At 41.4% G+C, this 16,445-nt stretch carries 19 protein-coding genes and 1 riboswitch; of the genes, 14 read left to right on the top strand and 5 right to left on the bottom strand.

Translation table 11 applies throughout. From position 1 onward, the window contains the following. Nucleotides 1-91: 91 nt before the first annotated feature. Nucleotides 92-427, top strand: coding sequence for a hypothetical protein (locus QNI29_RS12905; protein ID WP_231416917.1), 336 nt, complete (start codon nucleotides 92-94; stop codon nucleotides 425-427). Between the two features lie 31 nt (nucleotides 428-458). Here the strand turns inward: QNI29_RS12905 and QNI29_RS12900 are convergent, their stop codons facing one another. Beyond that, nucleotides 459-1,508, bottom strand: a complete 1,050-nt coding sequence (locus QNI29_RS12900) for a homocysteine S-methyltransferase family protein (RefSeq protein WP_231416916.1) — start codon at nucleotides 1,506-1,508, stop codon at nucleotides 459-461. A gap of 91 nt (nucleotides 1,509-1,599) precedes the next feature. Further along, nucleotides 1,600-1,714: riboswitch (SAM riboswitch) on the bottom strand. Nucleotides 1,715-1,838: 124 nt separating this feature from the next. Between QNI29_RS12900 and QNI29_RS12895 the strand changes: the two genes are divergently transcribed. After that, nucleotides 1,839-2,381, top strand: coding sequence for a GNAT family N-acetyltransferase (locus QNI29_RS12895; RefSeq protein ID WP_231416915.1), 543 nt, complete (start codon nucleotides 1,839-1,841; stop codon nucleotides 2,379-2,381). A gap of 30 nt (nucleotides 2,382-2,411) precedes the next feature. Here QNI29_RS12895 and QNI29_RS12890 read toward each other — a convergent pair whose 3' ends face one another. After that, nucleotides 2,412-3,050 carry a YczE/YyaS/YitT family protein gene (locus tag QNI29_RS12890; protein WP_231416914.1) on the bottom strand — a complete coding sequence of 213 codons (639 nt, stop codon included), beginning with the start codon at nucleotides 3,048-3,050 and terminating at the stop codon, nucleotides 2,412-2,414. 161 nt (nucleotides 3,051-3,211) lie between these two features. Here QNI29_RS12890 and QNI29_RS12885 point away from each other — a divergent pair, with 161 nt between their 5' ends. From QNI29_RS12885 to QNI29_RS12875, 3 genes are all read left to right on the top strand, one after another. Then, nucleotides 3,212-3,628, top strand: coding sequence for a hypothetical protein (locus QNI29_RS12885; protein WP_231416913.1), 417 nt, complete (start codon nucleotides 3,212-3,214; stop codon nucleotides 3,626-3,628). Nucleotides 3,629-3,881: 253 nt separating this feature from the next. After that, a complete protein-coding gene (gene nhaC / locus QNI29_RS12880; protein ID WP_231417582.1) occupies nucleotides 3,882-5,273 on the top strand; it encodes a Na+/H+ antiporter NhaC in 1,392 nt (463 codons plus the stop codon). Between the two features lie 110 nt (nucleotides 5,274-5,383). Continuing rightward, entirely contained in the window at nucleotides 5,384-6,265 is an 882-nt protein-coding gene (locus QNI29_RS12875; RefSeq protein ID WP_231416912.1) for a cupin domain-containing protein, read from the top strand. Between the two features lie 41 nt (nucleotides 6,266-6,306). Here the strand turns inward: QNI29_RS12875 and QNI29_RS12870 are convergent, their stop codons facing one another. Continuing rightward, a complete protein-coding gene (locus QNI29_RS12870) occupies nucleotides 6,307-7,494 on the bottom strand; it encodes a cytochrome P450 family protein (RefSeq protein WP_231416911.1) in 1,188 nt (395 codons plus the stop codon). 82 nt (nucleotides 7,495-7,576) lie between these two features. Between QNI29_RS12870 and QNI29_RS12865 the strand changes: the two genes are divergently transcribed. From QNI29_RS12865 to QNI29_RS12855, 3 genes are all read left to right on the top strand, one after another. After that, nucleotides 7,577-7,759 (top strand): hypothetical protein, encoded by a 183-nt coding sequence (locus QNI29_RS12865; RefSeq protein ID WP_231417620.1) that lies wholly within the window; start codon nucleotides 7,577-7,579, stop codon nucleotides 7,757-7,759. A gap of 64 nt (nucleotides 7,760-7,823) precedes the next feature. After that, nucleotides 7,824-8,939 carry an NAD(P)/FAD-dependent oxidoreductase gene (locus QNI29_RS12860; RefSeq protein ID WP_231416910.1) on the top strand — a complete coding sequence of 372 codons (1,116 nt, stop codon included), beginning with the start codon at nucleotides 7,824-7,826 and terminating at the stop codon, nucleotides 8,937-8,939. A 147-nt stretch (nucleotides 8,940-9,086) separates the two neighbouring features. After that, nucleotides 9,087-10,838 (top strand): ABC transporter ATP-binding protein, encoded by a 1,752-nt coding sequence (locus QNI29_RS12855; protein WP_231417581.1) that lies wholly within the window; start codon nucleotides 9,087-9,089, stop codon nucleotides 10,836-10,838. Between the two features lie 98 nt (nucleotides 10,839-10,936). Here the strand turns inward: QNI29_RS12855 and rarD are convergent, their stop codons facing one another. After that, complete coding sequence (gene rarD, locus QNI29_RS12850) at nucleotides 10,937-11,833, bottom strand: EamA family transporter RarD (protein ID WP_231416909.1); 897 nt, start codon at nucleotides 11,831-11,833, stop codon at nucleotides 10,937-10,939. A gap of 101 nt (nucleotides 11,834-11,934) precedes the next feature. Between rarD and QNI29_RS12845 the strand changes: the two genes are divergently transcribed. Further along, nucleotides 11,935-12,456 carry a hypothetical protein gene (locus QNI29_RS12845; RefSeq protein ID WP_231416908.1) on the top strand — a complete coding sequence of 174 codons (522 nt, stop codon included), beginning with the start codon at nucleotides 11,935-11,937 and terminating at the stop codon, nucleotides 12,454-12,456. Between the two features lie 95 nt (nucleotides 12,457-12,551). Next, on the top strand, nucleotides 12,552-12,677 hold the full coding sequence (locus QNI29_RS12840) for a hypothetical protein (RefSeq protein ID WP_255687605.1): 126 nt from the start codon (nucleotides 12,552-12,554) through the stop codon (nucleotides 12,675-12,677). Nucleotides 12,678-12,754: 77 nt separating this feature from the next. Here the strand turns inward: QNI29_RS12840 and QNI29_RS12835 are convergent, their stop codons facing one another. Beyond that, nucleotides 12,755-13,183: a hypothetical protein gene (locus tag QNI29_RS12835; RefSeq protein ID WP_231416907.1), complete on the bottom strand. Its 429-nt coding sequence runs from the start codon at nucleotides 13,181-13,183 to the stop codon at nucleotides 12,755-12,757. 198 nt (nucleotides 13,184-13,381) lie between these two features. On the opposite strand from QNI29_RS12835, the gene QNI29_RS12830 reads away from it, so the two are divergent. The 4 genes from QNI29_RS12830 (at nucleotide 13,382) to QNI29_RS12815 (ending at nucleotide 16,350) form a co-directional block, all read left to right on the top strand. Continuing rightward, on the top strand, nucleotides 13,382-13,813 hold the full coding sequence (locus QNI29_RS12830; RefSeq protein ID WP_231416906.1) for a BrxA/BrxB family bacilliredoxin: 432 nt from the start codon (nucleotides 13,382-13,384) through the stop codon (nucleotides 13,811-13,813). A gap of 79 nt (nucleotides 13,814-13,892) precedes the next feature. Then, nucleotides 13,893-14,843, top strand: a complete 951-nt coding sequence (locus QNI29_RS12825) for an aromatic acid exporter family protein (RefSeq protein ID WP_231416905.1) — start codon at nucleotides 13,893-13,895, stop codon at nucleotides 14,841-14,843. A 54-nt stretch (nucleotides 14,844-14,897) separates the two neighbouring features. Continuing rightward, nucleotides 14,898-15,404, top strand: a complete 507-nt coding sequence (locus QNI29_RS12820; protein WP_231416904.1) for a L,D-transpeptidase — start codon at nucleotides 14,898-14,900, stop codon at nucleotides 15,402-15,404. Nucleotides 15,405-15,621: 217 nt separating this feature from the next. Continuing rightward, a complete protein-coding gene (locus QNI29_RS12815; RefSeq protein ID WP_231416903.1) occupies nucleotides 15,622-16,350 on the top strand; it encodes a ZIP family metal transporter in 729 nt (242 codons plus the stop codon). Nucleotides 16,351-16,445 lie beyond the last annotated feature (95 nt).

Here is a 16,445-nt window from a genome sequence, read left to right as displayed (position 1 = left end):
GATCTTTATTCGCAATTCGCAGCGGTTTGGTTACTACTTTGTTTGGATGCTCGTTATTGGATTGGTCATCTATTTGGGGAAGAGCTATGAAATGGAATTACAGCAACAATTTAAAGTAACGTATAAATATCCGATGGCTCTTGTGTTTTTTACTCCTTTGTTTCCGGTCGCAATAGGCATACTCTTACGTCTACCTAAATTCATCCTCGAAATCATGTCACGGAAGCCCTGGACGCTTGATTGGGTTCGATTGTTGGCGATTGGCATCCCGACGCTTGCTGTCCTCGTTATGTGGACGCTTGCTTTAGCCGGTTATCAGTGGGGTCCGGTCCAACCGTTTATAGTAGTTTCCCAACCCACCCTAACAACGATTGCAGGGATTGCTTTAGGATATATCTTATTAGATTGTATAAAAGAAAGCGCCTAATGATTGTACACCGGGCGCTTTCTCTTTCCGATTAAGCCTTAACTCGGTAAGACTGATTATGCTTCTTAAGTGAATCATCTGTACCAAATAAGAAGTGTTTCTCCATGTTCGGCGAATATTTAGAGTTAATAGCTTCACGGCCAACGGTTTCCGCAACTTCACGTAGCATACTAGGTGATGCTCCGCAACATAAACCAAAATAATTCACCCCTGTGTCCAGTGCGTCTTTAGCCCAACTGGCTATCTCGTAGCGGTTACAGTAAAGTGGGTCAAGGGAGGTTGGGAATGTTGTTTCAGTTGGGAGATGACACGCGCAACCTCCGTCTGGAAGGTTAAAGAATGTTGGATGCTCTTCAGTTGTTCGGTAAGGTACAGGTAACGCTGCAACATAACCCTTGCAAGCTTCGCGGATCTTCTCAACATAAGGCTGCATTGTAGCGGGGCCCCGGAAACAGTTCATTCCCACTACTAAGGCACCTTGTTCTTCGAGGAGTCGGCAGGCTTCTTCGACTTCATAACCGTCACGCATTTGATTTTCACCCATAACGCCAAGTGTAATAACAGCAGGTAGGTCTTGCTTTTTTATTTCCTCAAGTGCAATTTGGGCCTCTTCGAAGTAATAGAATGTCTCCCCGTTTACAAAGTCGACTCCTTCTTCCTTACACCACGTGATCATTTCAGCAAACATAGTACGGACGGCTTCTTTAGATGACTCATCCTCAGGGTCGAAGAGGTTTGTGTTGGAAATGTTTCCGGCCACTAAGGCTTCTTCAACTGTATTTTCCTGCGCCACTTCTTTCGCCAGGCGAATAGCTTGACGATTAAGGGGCTCAAGCAGTTCTTCTTTTCCGATAATACGCATTTTCTCTCGGTGAGCATTATAAGTGAATGCTAAGACCACATCAGAGCCAGCATTCATATAGTCACGATAGGTTTGTTTTAAGGCTTGAGGATTATCAAGAGCTACTTCAGGTACGAAAGAGCCCGCTTGTAAGTACCCTCTTCGTTCCAATTCGAATAAGTACCCCTCGCCGCAAACGACCGGTCCATCCTGTAAGCGTTGTTCAAGTGTTCGTTTCATCTTTATTCATCCTTTCAAAAGTAAGTATACGGAAGAGAGTATAAGAAAACCCTCTTCCTGAATAAGAAGAGGGTGGATGTAACAAGGCCTCCTCTTATCTGCCAGATCATCATCTGATCTGTAGGAAGTAGCACCTTTTTCAAGATGTTTCTTGAAAGGTTGCCGGGCGTCACAGGGCCTAGTCCCTCCGCCACTCTGGATAAGAGTTCGTTATTTAATTAATAAAGCTTGATATGGATTATAACGGGTGAGAAATTTTCCGTCAATCCTTTTTCTGAAAAATGTTAAGATTCTATTTTTATTGTATACTAAACAAGGGAGGGATTCGAATTGGCAAGGAGTATAGAGGTAAGGAATGTAAGCGCTAACGATATTAATGAAAAATTCTTAATAGATTTTGACCGCTATCAGGAAACGGAAGATGTCTGGTATATAAATGGTCAAACGAAAGTGGATACAAGGTCTGATTATTTTATAGATAATTGGAGTGAAGAACAAAAACAAGATATTTCATTGTATTTAAGAGAATGCTCAAAAAATGGCGGTGGTGTCGTTTGTGCAATGGATGGAAAAAAGGTAATCGGGTTTGCGAATGTAGAAAAGAGATTCTTCGGTTCAAAAAATCAATATATCCCGTTACCGTTTATTCACGTTTCAAATGCATACAGAGGGGAAGGCATAGGGAGACAACTGTTTCTTAAATGTTGCCAAATCGCTAAAGATTTAGGTGCGGAGAAACTCTATATAGGCGCTCACCCTGCAGTGGAAACTCAACAATTCTATCAATCTGTAGGATGTGTCATAGCAGAAGAGGTAAATCAAGAGATCTACGAGAAAGAACCCTTGGATCTTCAACTTGAAAAGAAACTATAAAAGCGCCTGCTTACTCGCAGACGCTTTTTATTATAGGACGAATTCATAGCGTTTCTTAAAGTTCGGATGCATCAAGTAATAATATGGGTAAGCTCTGGTATAAGTGAGCTGAATGATCGGTCCAGCAAATAATACCCCGGCTGCAGTGCCAAGTCCCACAGGGCCGCCCATAAGTAGGGCCGAAGTTGACGTAGTAAGAGCCACAAGGGTTTGACTAAGGCGTAAGCTTATTGTAAATCTGCTTGCGATCGCAAGGAAGAGCTGATCGACAGGAGCTCTTGGCAAGGCAGGCAGAATGTAAAGACCAACCCCTGCTGCACTGAGTGAAATTCCGAGTATCATGGCACCAGCTTGTAAAAGGAATGGTGCATGAAGCAATGTGAAGTTATGAAAAACAATTTCTAACCAGAAATCTAGAATAAAACTTTCTAAAAAGAGGGGGATCAGGGCACGTGGTTCAGGTTTTTGCTTCATAAGCCATCCGTTTGCGAATATAAACAGAAACTGAAACAAGGCATACCAGAGGCCTACTGTAAATCCAAGTTGATCGGATAGTCCGACGAACAAAGCTGTCCAAAATCCTGCGCCAAGAGTTGCTTTAATGAGTAATGCAACACCAAAAAAGTTCACGAACATTCCTAATAAATATATACTTACGCGATAGACCATTGTTGACCCTCGTCTTTCCTTTAGTATCAAGGCATTATTAACCCGCGGAATATTCTAGTATGTATAAGAAAGATAGGTCAATATAAAAAGTAAAGTAGAGTTGTGGATTTTGATCGAATTTTCTGATAAAATAACAAAAAGGCGAATTTGGGGGAATAATCATGTTTCCGTATGGTTCAAGTAGAGCGTGGAAACGTAAGGGAAATAACGAATTGTATTATGCTGCTTTAGGTGTTATAAGCGCGGTTTTATTGATTCAGTTCCAATCCGCTCTTTCAGCTGGTGATAAACTGTTGTTAGTCACTACATTGACTCTAGGTATTTTAAAAACTATTTATTACTCCTTTTTAAAAAAGAAGGCTTACATTCAATTTTATAAAGACAGATTGGAAATAGCCCAATTTCCTTTATTTCAGAGTAAGCAATTGAAGTATAATCAAATTCACCATCTGGTAAGGGGAAACGATGACACGCTTACATTAAATATGGTAGATGGATCAGAATTTATAATCGATCGTAATCAAGTAACAGAGGAAACATTCCGTAAGTTAAAAGATATTCTGGTTGAATCAAATTAAGCTCAAAACAAGGAACTGTAGCGAATAGAAGAAAAGGGAAGGGGTCGATGGGATACCATGGGCTCTTTTTTAGGTTTAAACTAATCTTTATGAAAGCGGTTCCTTTGGGTCTAAATAGCGATGTGTGGGGTCACAGCTGGTTCCATTTCCTTATTTTAAAATTGGGTAGTTTAATACGAAGGGAAAAGAGGGAAAGTTCAGAAATTGTAATAGAAAGAAGGGAGTTGGTGGTTTGGAGAGTCCAAAGAAAGAGATGCCGATAGGAGTAGCGGTTTTACCGTTATTGATTATGATTGTAGGAATGGGGTTCACAATCATAAAATATGAAGGCGCACCTCATGTACCTTTATTGCTTGGAGCTTTCTCAGCCTCAGTTATTGCTTTGCTCTACGGGTATTCGTGGGAAGCGATTGAAGAAAGTTATTATAAAGGAATACATAAATCTTTGCCTGCTATCGTGATCCTGTTATTAGTCGGTCTTATTATTGGTTCATGGATTGGAGGCGGCATTGTTGGAAGTTTAATTTATTACGGACTTAAATTAATTTCACCTGGATTTTTCCTTGTTTCCATTATGCTTCTTTGTACGGTTGTTGCTTTATCGATCGGGAGTTCCTGGTCAACGATGGCAACTGTGGGGGTTGCTGGTATGGGAATAGGAATTAGTATGGGCATTCCTGAGCCTATGATAGCAGGTGCGATTATTTCCGGAGCCTATATGGGGGATAAGATGTCTCCTTTATCGGATACGACGAATTTGGCTTCAGGTATTGCGGATGTCAATTTATTCGAACATATTAAGCACATGTTATATACGACGATTCCGGCTTATCTAATTGCCTTTTGCATCTTCTTCTTTATGGGGAGACAATTTTCAGGAAGCGGCTTTGAAGGAGGGAGGATTAAGGGCATTATGACGAGTCTTGAGGATCACTTCCTCATTTCTCCTTGGTTGCTTCTCGTGCCTCTTGCGGTAATTGTGCTTGTATTATTTAAAGTGCCGGCTTTACCCGCTTTAAGCATTGGAGTTATCCTCGGATTTCTCTGTCAGATTGGTATTCAGGGAGATCAGGTAGGAACAGCAGTGAATACATTGTATGAAGGCTTTTCCTTAGAAACGAATAATGAGATGATCAGAGAGCTGCTGAACAAAGGTGGTCTAAGCAGTATGATGTATACGATCTCTCTAACACTTGTTGCAATGATTTTTGGTGGCGTTTTAGAAGGAACTGGGATGTTGAAGCGATTAATGGATGGGATTGTGACGTTAATTCGCTCAGGAAAGGCCCTTATTCCAACCACCATTTTCACCTCGTTCTTAACGAATATTGCGATGGCTGAACAATACATCTCGATTATTATTCCAGCCCGAATGTACGCAGAAGTTTACCCGAAACATAACCTTCATAGAAAGAATCTATCGCGTGCTGTTGAAGATGGAGGGACGGTAACGAGTGTACTTGTTCCTTGGAATACAGGCGGGGTGTTTGTAGCGGGTACTCTTGGAGTCCAGACGCTCTCGTACGTGCCTTATGCCTTTTTTAATTTGATTACACCGATTCTGTCCATTATATTCGCACTGATTGGATTTAGTATTGTGAAGAATAAGATTGAAGGAAAGACAGATCAGTCAACTTCCATGTAACACGAAAGGACTAAGCCATATTAGGTTTAGTCCTTTTTTAATGAATTTCGTACAGAAAATAAGTAAGGTGCATAGGATGAGGTGATGAATTTTTAAAGGGGATGATGGTTATGTATTATGGTTCTCATATTGAGCCATATCAAGATGATGTTTACTATAGATCAGGTGACATCAATCGTAGCAACGAGCAGATAGCTGATGCACTCTTAACAGGAATAATAGGGGAAGCAACGGCGGTTGACTTTTACTACCGGTTGGCACAGGCCACCACCAATGAAACTCAGCGGCGCTCCATTCATGATGCCTTAAAGAAAGAGCAAGCCCATTTACAGAGATTTACCGATTTGTATACAGAAATAAAAGGAAACAATCCTGCTTATCAAATTGATCGCATATCGTTTAACACATTTGAAGAAGGATTAGATCTAGCTTATGAGATTCAGTCTAGGAACTACGGAGCGTATCGTGATAGGTATGAACACCCTCAGCTTTCGCCAGTCCAAGATTTGTTCTTAAGAGCGTGCAATGACGAAGCGGAAATCGCAGAGCGTTTTAATGCGCTATCTGGTCATGAGTCCCGTATGCCAATGCAGGACTACGGTGGTGAGCCATTGGTAGTGGATATCAACCTGCTTACGCTTGAGAATGATAACTTTAGAACCGCCCTCTGGACTGGAGAACATTTTCAAGTCACGTTGATGAGCATTGAGCCTGGTGATGACATTGGGCTAGAAGTTCATCCTAATGTTGATCAGTTCATCCGACTCGAGCAAGGAGAAGGATTTGTGCAGATGGGAGACACAAAAGATCAGCTTACGTTTGAGCAAAAAGTGATGGATGATTATGCGGTTATGGTACCAGCAGGAAAGTGGCATAACATAACGAATATTGGTGACGTACCGATGAAAGTGTATGTGATCTACGCTCCACCTGAGCATCCTTTTGGAACCGTTCATGAGACGAAGAAAGACGCTATGGAAGCAGAAGGGTAAAAGAGAGGTGCAGTGATGTTATCACTGCACCTGTTTTATTCTCATAATGTTACTTGAAGCTTCTCTAAACCTCTTAATAAGAACATTTTTCGCCAAGTAGGAGTTGTGTTCGGGGCAAGATCCAAGTTTGGACAAGAGGTAATCAAGTTTTGTATGGCAACCTTGCCTTCTAACCTTGCAAGAGGCGCGCCCAGACAAAAATGAATCCCAAATCCAAATGCAACATGCTGATTGGTCGCACGTGTTAGGTCAAAATGATTGGCTTGTTCAAACTTTTCTTCATCCCGGTTTGCTGAGCTTAGTGAGGCGAAGATGACATCCCCTCTTTTAAGCGTTTTGCCATGAAAGTCCCGGTCGTCTTCTACCCAACGAGCGGTGGAGAAGTCAACAGGGCTATAAAAGCGTAATCCTTCTTCAATTGCGCTTTCAATCAAAGAGTGGTCTTCTTTCAGTTGATTAAACTGACTTGGATGTTGCATGAGAGCGTACATGGTATTGGCAATTAAATTAACCGTCGTTTCATGTCCGGCGATGATAAGAAGAACAACCATGGAGTAGAGCTCATTGTGATTTAATTGCTCTCCCTCTTCTTCTGCTTGAATGAGGTTTGAGATAAGATCATCTTTAGGATCGTGACGTCGGCGCTCGAAGAGTTCATCGAGATAGGATACAAAGTCTTTTACATCTTGAGAAAATTGAGGATGGTCTCCTTCAGATGCAGAAACGATGGAGTTGGACCATTTTCTGAATGAATGACGATCCTCAGGGGGGACTCCGAGTAATTCACTTATGACAATAATAGGGAGTGGAAAGGCAAATTCATCGATGAGATCAACAGGTCCTTGTTTTTCTTTCATTTCATGAATTAGATCTTTGGCAATCTCATCTATTCTTGGTTCTAATCTCGCTATCGTTTTTGGATTAAAATAAGGTGCTACGAGTTTTCGGAGTCTAGAGTGGTCAGGTGGGTCAAGGTCTAGCATCATATTACTGAAAATGTTCTGCTCAACATTTCCTTCATCTTGATTCTGGTATAGTTTCGAGAAGTCTTTTAGAAAGCTTGGCGTCTTTAGGAGTTCCTTCACATCTTTAAAACGTGTCACCATCCAAGTTGTCTGATTATGTACTTCTGACATTTTAAAGATGGGATCATTTGCTCGAAGGTCTTCATAAAAGGGGTAGGCCCCTTCTTTAAACTGAGATTGAAAAACTTTTTCTTTCGTAGTCATGGAATACCTCCTTCTTTCTTTTATTATAAGAGAAGGGAATCGATCTAACAAACATTATTTACCATCGCAGTGATACAATGAAGTGGGGGTGATTACGCTGGATGAATCTTACTATGTAGGTTGGGGAACGCTTGCGTTAATAAACGCTGGACTTGCTCAAGGGAAGAACCGAACCGGATTAAACTGGTTCTTATTATCCTTGTTCACGGGGCCTGTCGCGACGTTGTTGCTCCTGTTGAGTGAAAAGCGAGAAGAGTCTAATTGAGTTGCGACGTTAATTCTTGTACAATGACGAGAGTATATTAGACTGAATAGGGATAGGTGTCATCATGAAAAAACATATCGTCATTGGAGGAGGAATTGTCGGTGCCTCCACTGCTTATCATCTTGCTAAAGCAGGAGAAAGGGTTATGCTTGTTGACCGACAAGACCAGGGACAAGCCACTGAGGCAGGCGCCGGTATCATATGTCCATGGCTAACGAATCGTTCAAATAAATCCTGGTACAAACTTGTTGAGAACGGAGCCGCTTATTACCCTGAACTGATTCAAGAGTTAGAGAAAGACGGGGAGACAAATACAGGTTATGAGCGCGTAGGTGCTATTAACATTTTTGATACAGATGAGAAGTTGGATCGAAAGATGGAAGTCGCTTTAAAGCGACGAGAAACCACTCCTGAGATGGGGGAGGTTACGAGACTTTCTGCTGAAGAGACCAACCGTCTGTTTCCGGTACTTTCTAAAGAATACGGTGCAGTTTATGTAAGTGGAGCCGCTCGAGTTCAAGGCGGGGCAGTGCGAGATGCTCTTGTTCGGGCAGCGGAGAAAAATGGTGCTGAACTTATAAATGGGGATGCATCGCTAGTGTATGAAGGTAATCGTGTAACGGGAGTGAAGGTCGGAGATGACGTTTATGAAAGTGACCAGGTGTGTGTGACAGGTGGTGCATGGGCGAAAGAGATCTTAAAACCTTTAGGACTTCATTTTGAGGCTCGTCCTCAAAAAGCACAGATAATCCATTTAGACCTACCTGAGTCAAATACAAAAGAATGGCCCGTAGTCTTGCCTCCATACAATCACTATATCTTAGCTTTTGATCATGGGAGAATTGTCGTTGGAGCTACTAAAGAGGATGAGGCTGGATTTAATCCTGATGTGACAATTGGGGGAGTAAATGAATTGCTGGATAAAGTGCTCCGTGTAGCACCTGGTTTAGCGGATAGTCAGTATGTACAAACGAAAGTAGGCTTTCGCCCGTTCACACCAGGTTCAAGGCCAGTGCTAGGAGAAGTACCGGGTATACAAGGGCTGTTTGTGGCGAATGGCTTAGGGGCATCCGGTTTAACGAGTGGTCCTTATTTCGGGGCAGAATTAGCCAACATTGCAATGGGCACTCACACGAAAATTGACCTTAAGGATTTCGACCCTGGTATGGCGATTCAATAAGTTTGAAAAGGCGACTTCCTCTTTGAAGCGCCTTTTTTGTGTATTGCTTTAGCAGACAAAAGGGTGTCTGACACCATTTATCGCTTTACCATAGTAAAGCGAGGTGGTGTGGTACACTTTAATGAGGAGTATGGAGTGAAGTGGGGCATGAAAATGAAAGAAGAAAAGAGTCAAATAGGGTGGAGAGATTTTCTTAGTCTTGTTCGTGGAACGAATCCATCTAAGGGACGGATGGCTTTCGCTGTTGGTTTTAGTGTGTTATCTACAATCGTTGGGTTAGTCATCCCTCTGTTAACAAAAGGATTTATTGATGATTTTACAATGGAATCTTTTAAGTGGATCTATGTCGTTGGATTATTTGTAATCTTCCTAGTACAAGCTGTAGCAAGTGGTCTTTCCATCTATCTATTGAATTATGTCGGTCAGCATATAGTGGCGAGCCTAAGGACTCGTGTGTGGGATAAACATATCAAGTTACCGGTTTCGTTTTATGATCAAACGAAAACGGGTGAGATGATCTCTCGTATTATTAATGATACAAGCATTGTGAAGAATTTGATTACAGAACATGTTACTAATTTCTTTACTGGTTTGATTTCGATCATTGGTTCCATTATCATTCTTCTTTATTTAGATTGGAAGATGACGATGGTCATGTTGATCGCTGTTCCTCTCGCAATTGGGATTATCCTTCCTCTAGGGCGCAAAATGTATAAGATTTCAAGGAGTCTGCAAGATGAGACAGCCACGTTTACGTCCACCATAAGCCAGACTCTTTCTGAGATACGTCTAGTAAAGGCATCTAATGCTGAAGAGAGAGAATTTAATAAGGGTAAGACAGGCATTACCCATTTGTTTGAGTACGGGGTGAAGGAAGCAAGGATTCAAGCGATTATAGGGCCGCTCATGACCTTGGTTATGATGGCGATGCTCGTTATTGTATTAGGGTATGGAGGATTTCGCGTCTCCTCAGGGGCTCTTACTGCAGGAGATCTTGTCGCTTTTATTCTGTACCTCTTTCAAATCGTGGTCCCTTTAAGTCGTTTTACGAACTTTTTCACTCAGCTACAGAAGGCTGTTGGGGCTACAGAGAGGATCGTGGCCATCCTCTCACGAAAAGAAGAACCTCTACAATCTGGTAAGAGATTAGGGGAAGAGATGCATTCGATTGTGCTAGACCATGTTCAATTCTCTTATAATCAGGACGAGCCTGTTCTTAAAGATGTCTCGTTTACAGTCAAACCTAACGCTGTAACGGCTGTAGTGGGTCCTAGTGGGAGCGGAAAAACAACGTTGTTCTCGTTATTAGAACGTTTCTACGCTCCAACAGGAGGTGCTATTATCGTGAACGATCTTTCTATTGAATCATTCTCACTAGAAGAGTGGCGGAGTAAGATCGGCTATGTTTCACAGGAAAGTCCTATAATAGCAGGTACAATAAGGGATAACATCGTGTATGGACTGGATGAAATACCCCCCGAAGAAGAAATCCATCAAGCGGCACGCATGGCTTATGCAGATGAGTTTATTCAAGCATTCCCGTCTGGATATGAGACAGAGGTGGGGGAACGGGGAATTAAGCTTTCAGGAGGACAACGCCAGCGTATCGGGATCGCTCGGGCGCTCATTCGTAACCCGCAAATTCTGTTGTTGGATGAAGCGACCTCGAGTCTCGACAGTAAGGCTGAAATGGTCGTCCAAAAAGCCCTTGATAACTTAATGAAAGACCGGACGACGATTGTCATTGCTCATCGGTTATCAACTGTTGTCAATGCAGATCAAATAGTATTTCTCGACCAAGGAAATGTAACAGGTGTAGGGGATCACACTGAGCTTTACGACACCCATCAGACCTATAAGCAATTTGCGGACGAGCAACTAAAAATGAAACAAAACTAAGCAGGGAGGCATAAGTGCCCCCCCTGCTTTTTATTTTAAGAAGATGAACTTTATTGGTGTCAGACACCGTTTACTGCTTTAGTGAGGTGCAGGAGCCATTATTGGGATAGGGGACGAGGTCTCTTTAGTCTTGATAGAGTATAGATGGCTAATCCGGACCAGATCAACGTGAAGGCGATGAGATGTACATGAGTAAAGGGTTCGTTGTACACGAATACCCCAATGATTAGCATAATGGTCGGTGCAAAGTATTGTAGGAATCCAACCATTGATAAGGGGATACGTTTAGCTCCACTTGAGAAAAGAAGGAGTGGTATCGCAGTGACAATCCCTGCCCCGAATACATAAAGAGAAGTCATTGAAATCCATTCGATTTCTCCTAGATTTCCAGATTGTTGAATACCCAAATAAAGTAGGGCAATAGGTGTGACCACTAATGTTTCAATGGTAAGTCCAAACATCGCTCCTACATTTACCATTTTCTTAAGTAAGCCATAAGAGCCAAAACTAAAGGCAAGCAGTATCGCAACCCATGGGAATGATCCGAAGTTCCACGTCATATAAGTAACACCGGCAGCTGCTAAGAAAATGGCTACCCATTGAGCTTTATTAAAGGTTTCTTTTAATACAATGAATCCTAAGAATATGCTGACAAGTGGATTAATATAATAGCCTAAACTAGCTTCTACTACATGATTGGAGTTCACTGCCCATATGTAAGTAACCCAATTTATGCTGATCGTAACAGCAGCGAGACTAATACCGATCATTTGCTTTTTGTTAGCTAGAATTCGTACAAACTCTTCTTTAAACTGGTCAGCTTTACGAAGGGTAATAATAATGCCAAACATAAAAAGGCAGGACCAAATGATCCGGTGGGCTAATATTTCGAAGGCAGGAATCTCTTGAATCAACTTCCAGTAAATCGGCAAAATCCCCCACAAGATATAAGCGCTAGCTGTATAAAGTATCCCGATCTTCTTTTCATTATGCATAACGGAGGTCCTTTCTCTTTGGAATTACCTCATTCATTATAATTCTCATGTAATAACATCGCCAGTTAAAAGATTGAAGCAGTAAGGGGAGGAGAAAACGCATGAAACCCTTTAAAGCACATTTATCAGAAAAAGATGTTGTGGCTCTGGCATATTTAGTGGGTCAAAGACTTGATTCCATTATTGCTACATCGACAAGTCTTCATGTACAAGATGAAGCTCTTGATGAATATGATTCTGTTTTGATTGAAGTCAATCATCAGTACATCTCCATTCATAATACAAGACTTGAATCAGAAGGGTTTGTTCGTTACTGGGATGTGACGAAACTTCATCCTTCTGAGTTGCATAGGGAAGAAGAGGACGAAGAGAATGTTTTATATCATATTTCTGTGGATCAGCTCTTTGTAACTGAAATAAGAGGCATTTCCATTTATGCGAAGGAAGTAGAGACAGACGAGGTTACGTTAATGATAGATGAAATGATTGTTTTTGATTTAGAGGATGGACGAGAATTTGGCCTTGTAGCCAGAAAAGGGAAATCAGGTGTTGGCATTTTATTTGAAGCAGATATGATTCAAGCTGTTGCTGAAAATTGCATTGAACGCTGCCGATGTGGATAAATACCATTTATTCCTAAAAATTGTGTTTACAATCCTAACAAATCAGGTATAGATTACTGTAGTCAACAAAGTGAACTTCTAAGGAGGTAATAACAATGGCTAGTAACAGTAATAATCAAGGAAAAAGCGGAGAAAATCGTACGGAAGAACAGAATAAAGAGTACGGCCGCCAGGGGAAATACGCAAAAGGTAATAAGAAGAACTCAAGTGAAAACGAATAAGGGTTTGATACACAAAAAAAGCTGACCTTAACGTCTAAACGGGACTGTTAAGGTCAGTTTTTTGTATCTGAAATCCTTTACTCTTCAACCTCTTCTTCAAAATACTGTCCTTCTACTGGATCTTCCCCTTCAGGAGCGAGTAGGCCTGCCTGGGTAATTTTGTCTTCTGTAACGAGGTAATTGTAAAACCATTCCGGCTCATCTTCGAATACAACAGTTATGTAGTGAGACGATTGTTCTCCTTGTTTTTGCGGCTTCATTTTATAAATGGCATTCGGATACTTATCATCTAAATACTCTGATAAACGTTCTATACCTGGCTCTTCTTTTAAGGTTTCTGCATCTTTAAAACCCTCTGGTGTGGTCGTTGGCGGAGTAGATGTATAGGCCATATAAGCGAAAAAAATAGCTAAACAAGCTCCTATCGCTAGTAAGAGTTTATTCTTCTTTATGCCGCCAATTACAATAAGAATGATGGCAATGGGGGCAACAAATAGGTATGCCATGGTGGTTCCTCCTCATACGAGTGATCTGTTTGCTTTTTCCAAGTGTTCATTTTGTAATATAGGTGTTGTAGCTTGAGACGTCAATAGAAATATTCCGACAAAGTCCGTTATGATTTTCCAAGTAATTTCGTTGAAAGCCCTGGGCAATCTTGATATGATGGGCTTAGTAGATTATCTACAAAAAGGAGCTATGCACATATGGACTTTAATATTTTCATGCAAGACGCTGTTGGTCAGGCGCGTAACGAAATCGAATCGGTTGGTTACGAACAACTGACCACACCTGAAGAAGTAGACGAAGCATTACAGCGTAAAGGAACCACACTCGTTATGATTAACTCTGTATGTGGTTGTGCTGGCGGTGTAGCACGCCCGGCTGCGGCTCATTCCGTTCATTACGATAAACGTCCGGATCACCTTGTAACTGTATTTGCTGGTCAAGATCGTGAAGCTACAAATCGTGCCCGTGAATATTTTGAAGGTTTCCCACCATCATCACCATCTTTTGCGTTCTTAAAAGACGGTAAGATTGTTACAATGGTGGAACGCCACGACATTGAAGGCTTTGATCCTATTCAAGTTGTGAACAAGTTACAAGCAATCTTTGATGAACATTGTGAAGAAATGTAAGTGAAAAAAGATGGTCAAATTGGCCATCTTTTTTCCTCGTTTAAATGGAATAGTGACCGACACTAAAGGAGATTAAGACGTGAAGATTGGATATCGAACGATTAAAACCGCGGTAGGGACGCCTATTGCGATTTGGATTGCTCAAATCTTGGCCTTAACGAATTTCGCTTCGGCTGGAATCCTTACCATACTATGTATTCAAAACACGAGAAAGCGCTCAATTATGAGTGCCTCGTCCCGTTTCGCAGCTTGTTTACTAGCAATGGCTTTTTCATTCGCTGTATTTGAAACCATCGGGTATCATCCCCTCGCTATTGGGCTCATGTTGATTTTGTTCATACCCACCACAGTGAAATTAAAAGTTAAAGAGGGAATTGTAACAAGCTCTGTTATCATCCTGCACTTATATGGCTCTAATAATATTGGCTTTGAAACCCTTTATAACGAATTCTTATTAATAGTTGTAGGGATCGGTGTCGCCCTTGTTCTTAACTTGTACATGCCGAGTTTAGAAGGCAATTTAAAAGAAAAGCAGCGACAAATCGAGAATCATTTCAGTATCATCCTTAAGGAAGTTGCTGAATTCTTAAGAACCGGTGACCAGAAGTGGTCTGGAAAAGAGTTAACAGAGACAGCTCATATGCTAGAAGAGGCTAAGAGCCTGGCTTACCGAGATGTTGAGAACCATTTGCTTCGAAACCACCATGAATATTACCACTACTTTCAGATGCGCCAGAAACAATTTGAATTGCTCGAGCGCATGTTACCGCTGATTAGCCGAATTAATTCTACTTATGAGCAATCCATGATTATGGCAGAATTCTTTGACGAGCTATCAGATAGTGTCCATCCCGGAAATACGGCCGTCTTGTTTTTGCAGCAGATTAAAAAAATGAAAGAGGGCTTTAAGAAGGGAGACCTCCCGCAAACCAGAAAGGAATTCGAAGAGCGAGCGAGTTTATTCAATTTATTAAATGAAATTGAGCAATACCTAATTATTAAGAGATCGTTTAAAAAGAGTGATATTTAATAAATAGAGAGGGCAAGCTACCACTAAAACCAAAGTCGTTAGGAGGTTTTAGTGATGAAGAGCTTGCTCGTTTTTATATTACTTGTTTCTCCGATCTGGCCCATAGGGGAGAACCCTGCTAGAGGGTATCCTTTCGTTGTAGTGAATAAAGCAACAAATGAATTGGCTTTCATGAATGATGGGAAGATTCAGGGCGTCTATCCCGTTGCGACAGGAAAAACAACGGACCTGACTCCGGAAGGCCTTCATACCATCACAGTTAAAGCAAAAAATCCCTATTATCGTAAATTGAACATACCTGGAGGAGATCCTAGGAATCCACTAGGAACAAGGTGGATTGGATTCGATGCCAAAGATACAGACGGTCGGATCTACGGTGTACACGGTACGAATCGTCCTGATTCTATAGGGAAATATATTTCAAATGGATGCATTCGTATGCAAAATAAAGATGTGGAATCACTTTACGAGAAAATTCCGATTGGTACAAAGATTCTTGTTACCTCTACAGATAAATCGTTCCAGCAACTAGGAAAAGAATATAAAGCTATTGATGATTAGTCATAAAAAACTCAGACCGATGTCTGAGTTTTTCTTATTCTTACTTTCTTGTTATAGCTTTAGAGAAGGCATCAAGGTCATTGTGAGAGCTCCTTGTAACCTGTTCTTTGTCATTTAAGTTAATCCGGTCTTATTTTTTGTTCCATAAAAATGTAAATTGAACAAATTCATGAACCTTAGCCTATCCTCATACCATAGTATGAGGAGGGGATTAGCTTTGAATGCAGAGTTGATGGGTGTCGTCATAGCGTCGATGTGCACCATTTTAGGTGCGTTACCTGTGTTATTGATTAAAACCCTTTCTCATAAAGGGCGAGATATATTGCTAGCTTATACAGCCGGAGTGATGGTAGCGGCTTCTACTTATGGACTGATCCCATCTGCTTTAAAGCTGTCTAGTGTTCCTGTGTTGATTACAGGTATTTTGGTTGGCACACTTGTCCTCATGATCTTAGAGATCATTCTTCCTCATCAGAATTTAGAGCATGATGGCACAAGGGTATCCCGCTCATCTATCATACTCTTTATTACAGCCATGTCTCTTCATAACGTACCGGAAGGGTTATCTGTAGGAATTAGTTTTGCAAGTGGAATAGATGATTTGGGTTCCATTGTGGCTTTTGTAATCGGTCTTCAGAATATGCCAGAAGGATTCCTTGTCGCATTATTCCTGATCCTTCAGCAGGTTCGAAGGGTGAAAGTCATGTTATTTGTAACCATAACCGCCCTTGTCGAACTTGTCGCTGCGCTGATTGGAATATGGTTTGGACAATTCTTTCATAGTGCCATTCCATACGGTCTCGCATTTTCGGCTGGTGCGATGCTGTTTATCGTCTATAAAGAACTCATACCAGAAAGTCACGGAGATGGAAATGAACGCGTGGCTACAGTCTCATTTATACTTGGATTTGTAAGCATGATCTTATTAACCGATAGTTTACGGTGAAATGGAGCGCGCCCCCTGATACGGGGGCGCGTTTGTCGTTAGCAATTGTGTACCCATACCACATGAAGAGGAAAAAAGTTCGTTTCGTAAACTTT

Source organism: Pontibacillus chungwhensis, from assembly GCF_030166655.1.
Taxonomy (GTDB): domain Bacteria; phylum Bacillota; class Bacilli; order Bacillales; family BH030062; genus Pontibacillus.
This window is presented reverse-complemented; position numbering and strand designations above follow the sequence as displayed.

Coding starts and splice junctions, on each gene's coding strand:
- QNI29_RS12905 (WP_231416917.1), top strand. CDS start 92: ATGGAATTACAGCAACAATTTAAAGTAACGTATAAATATCCGATGGCT.
- QNI29_RS12900 (WP_231416916.1), bottom strand. CDS start 1,508: ATGAAACGAACACTTGAACAACGCTTACAGGATGGACCGGTCGTTTGC.
- QNI29_RS12890 (WP_231416914.1), bottom strand. CDS start 3,050: ATGGTCTATCGCGTAAGTATATATTTATTAGGAATGTTCGTGAACTTT.
- QNI29_RS12885 (WP_231416913.1), top strand. CDS start 3,212: ATGTTTCCGTATGGTTCAAGTAGAGCGTGGAAACGTAAGGGAAATAAC.
- nhaC (WP_231417582.1), top strand. CDS start 3,882: ATGCCGATAGGAGTAGCGGTTTTACCGTTATTGATTATGATTGTAGGA.
- QNI29_RS12875 (WP_231416912.1), top strand. CDS start 5,384: ATGTATTATGGTTCTCATATTGAGCCATATCAAGATGATGTTTACTAT.
- QNI29_RS12870 (WP_231416911.1), bottom strand. CDS start 7,494: ATGACTACGAAAGAAAAAGTTTTTCAATCTCAGTTTAAAGAAGGGGCC.
- QNI29_RS12860 (WP_231416910.1), top strand. CDS start 7,824: ATGAAAAAACATATCGTCATTGGAGGAGGAATTGTCGGTGCCTCCACT.
- QNI29_RS12855 (WP_231417581.1), top strand. CDS start 9,087: ATGAAAATGAAAGAAGAAAAGAGTCAAATAGGGTGGAGAGATTTTCTT.
- rarD (WP_231416909.1), bottom strand. CDS start 11,833: ATGCATAATGAAAAGAAGATCGGGATACTTTATACAGCTAGCGCTTAT.
- QNI29_RS12845 (WP_231416908.1), top strand. CDS start 11,935: ATGAAACCCTTTAAAGCACATTTATCAGAAAAAGATGTTGTGGCTCTG.
- QNI29_RS12840 (WP_255687605.1), top strand. CDS start 12,552: ATGGCTAGTAACAGTAATAATCAAGGAAAAAGCGGAGAAAATCGTACG.
- QNI29_RS12835 (WP_231416907.1), bottom strand. CDS start 13,183: ATGGCATACCTATTTGTTGCCCCCATTGCCATCATTCTTATTGTAATT.
- QNI29_RS12830 (WP_231416906.1), top strand. CDS start 13,382: ATGGACTTTAATATTTTCATGCAAGACGCTGTTGGTCAGGCGCGTAAC.
- QNI29_RS12820 (WP_231416904.1), top strand. CDS start 14,898: ATGAAGAGCTTGCTCGTTTTTATATTACTTGTTTCTCCGATCTGGCCC.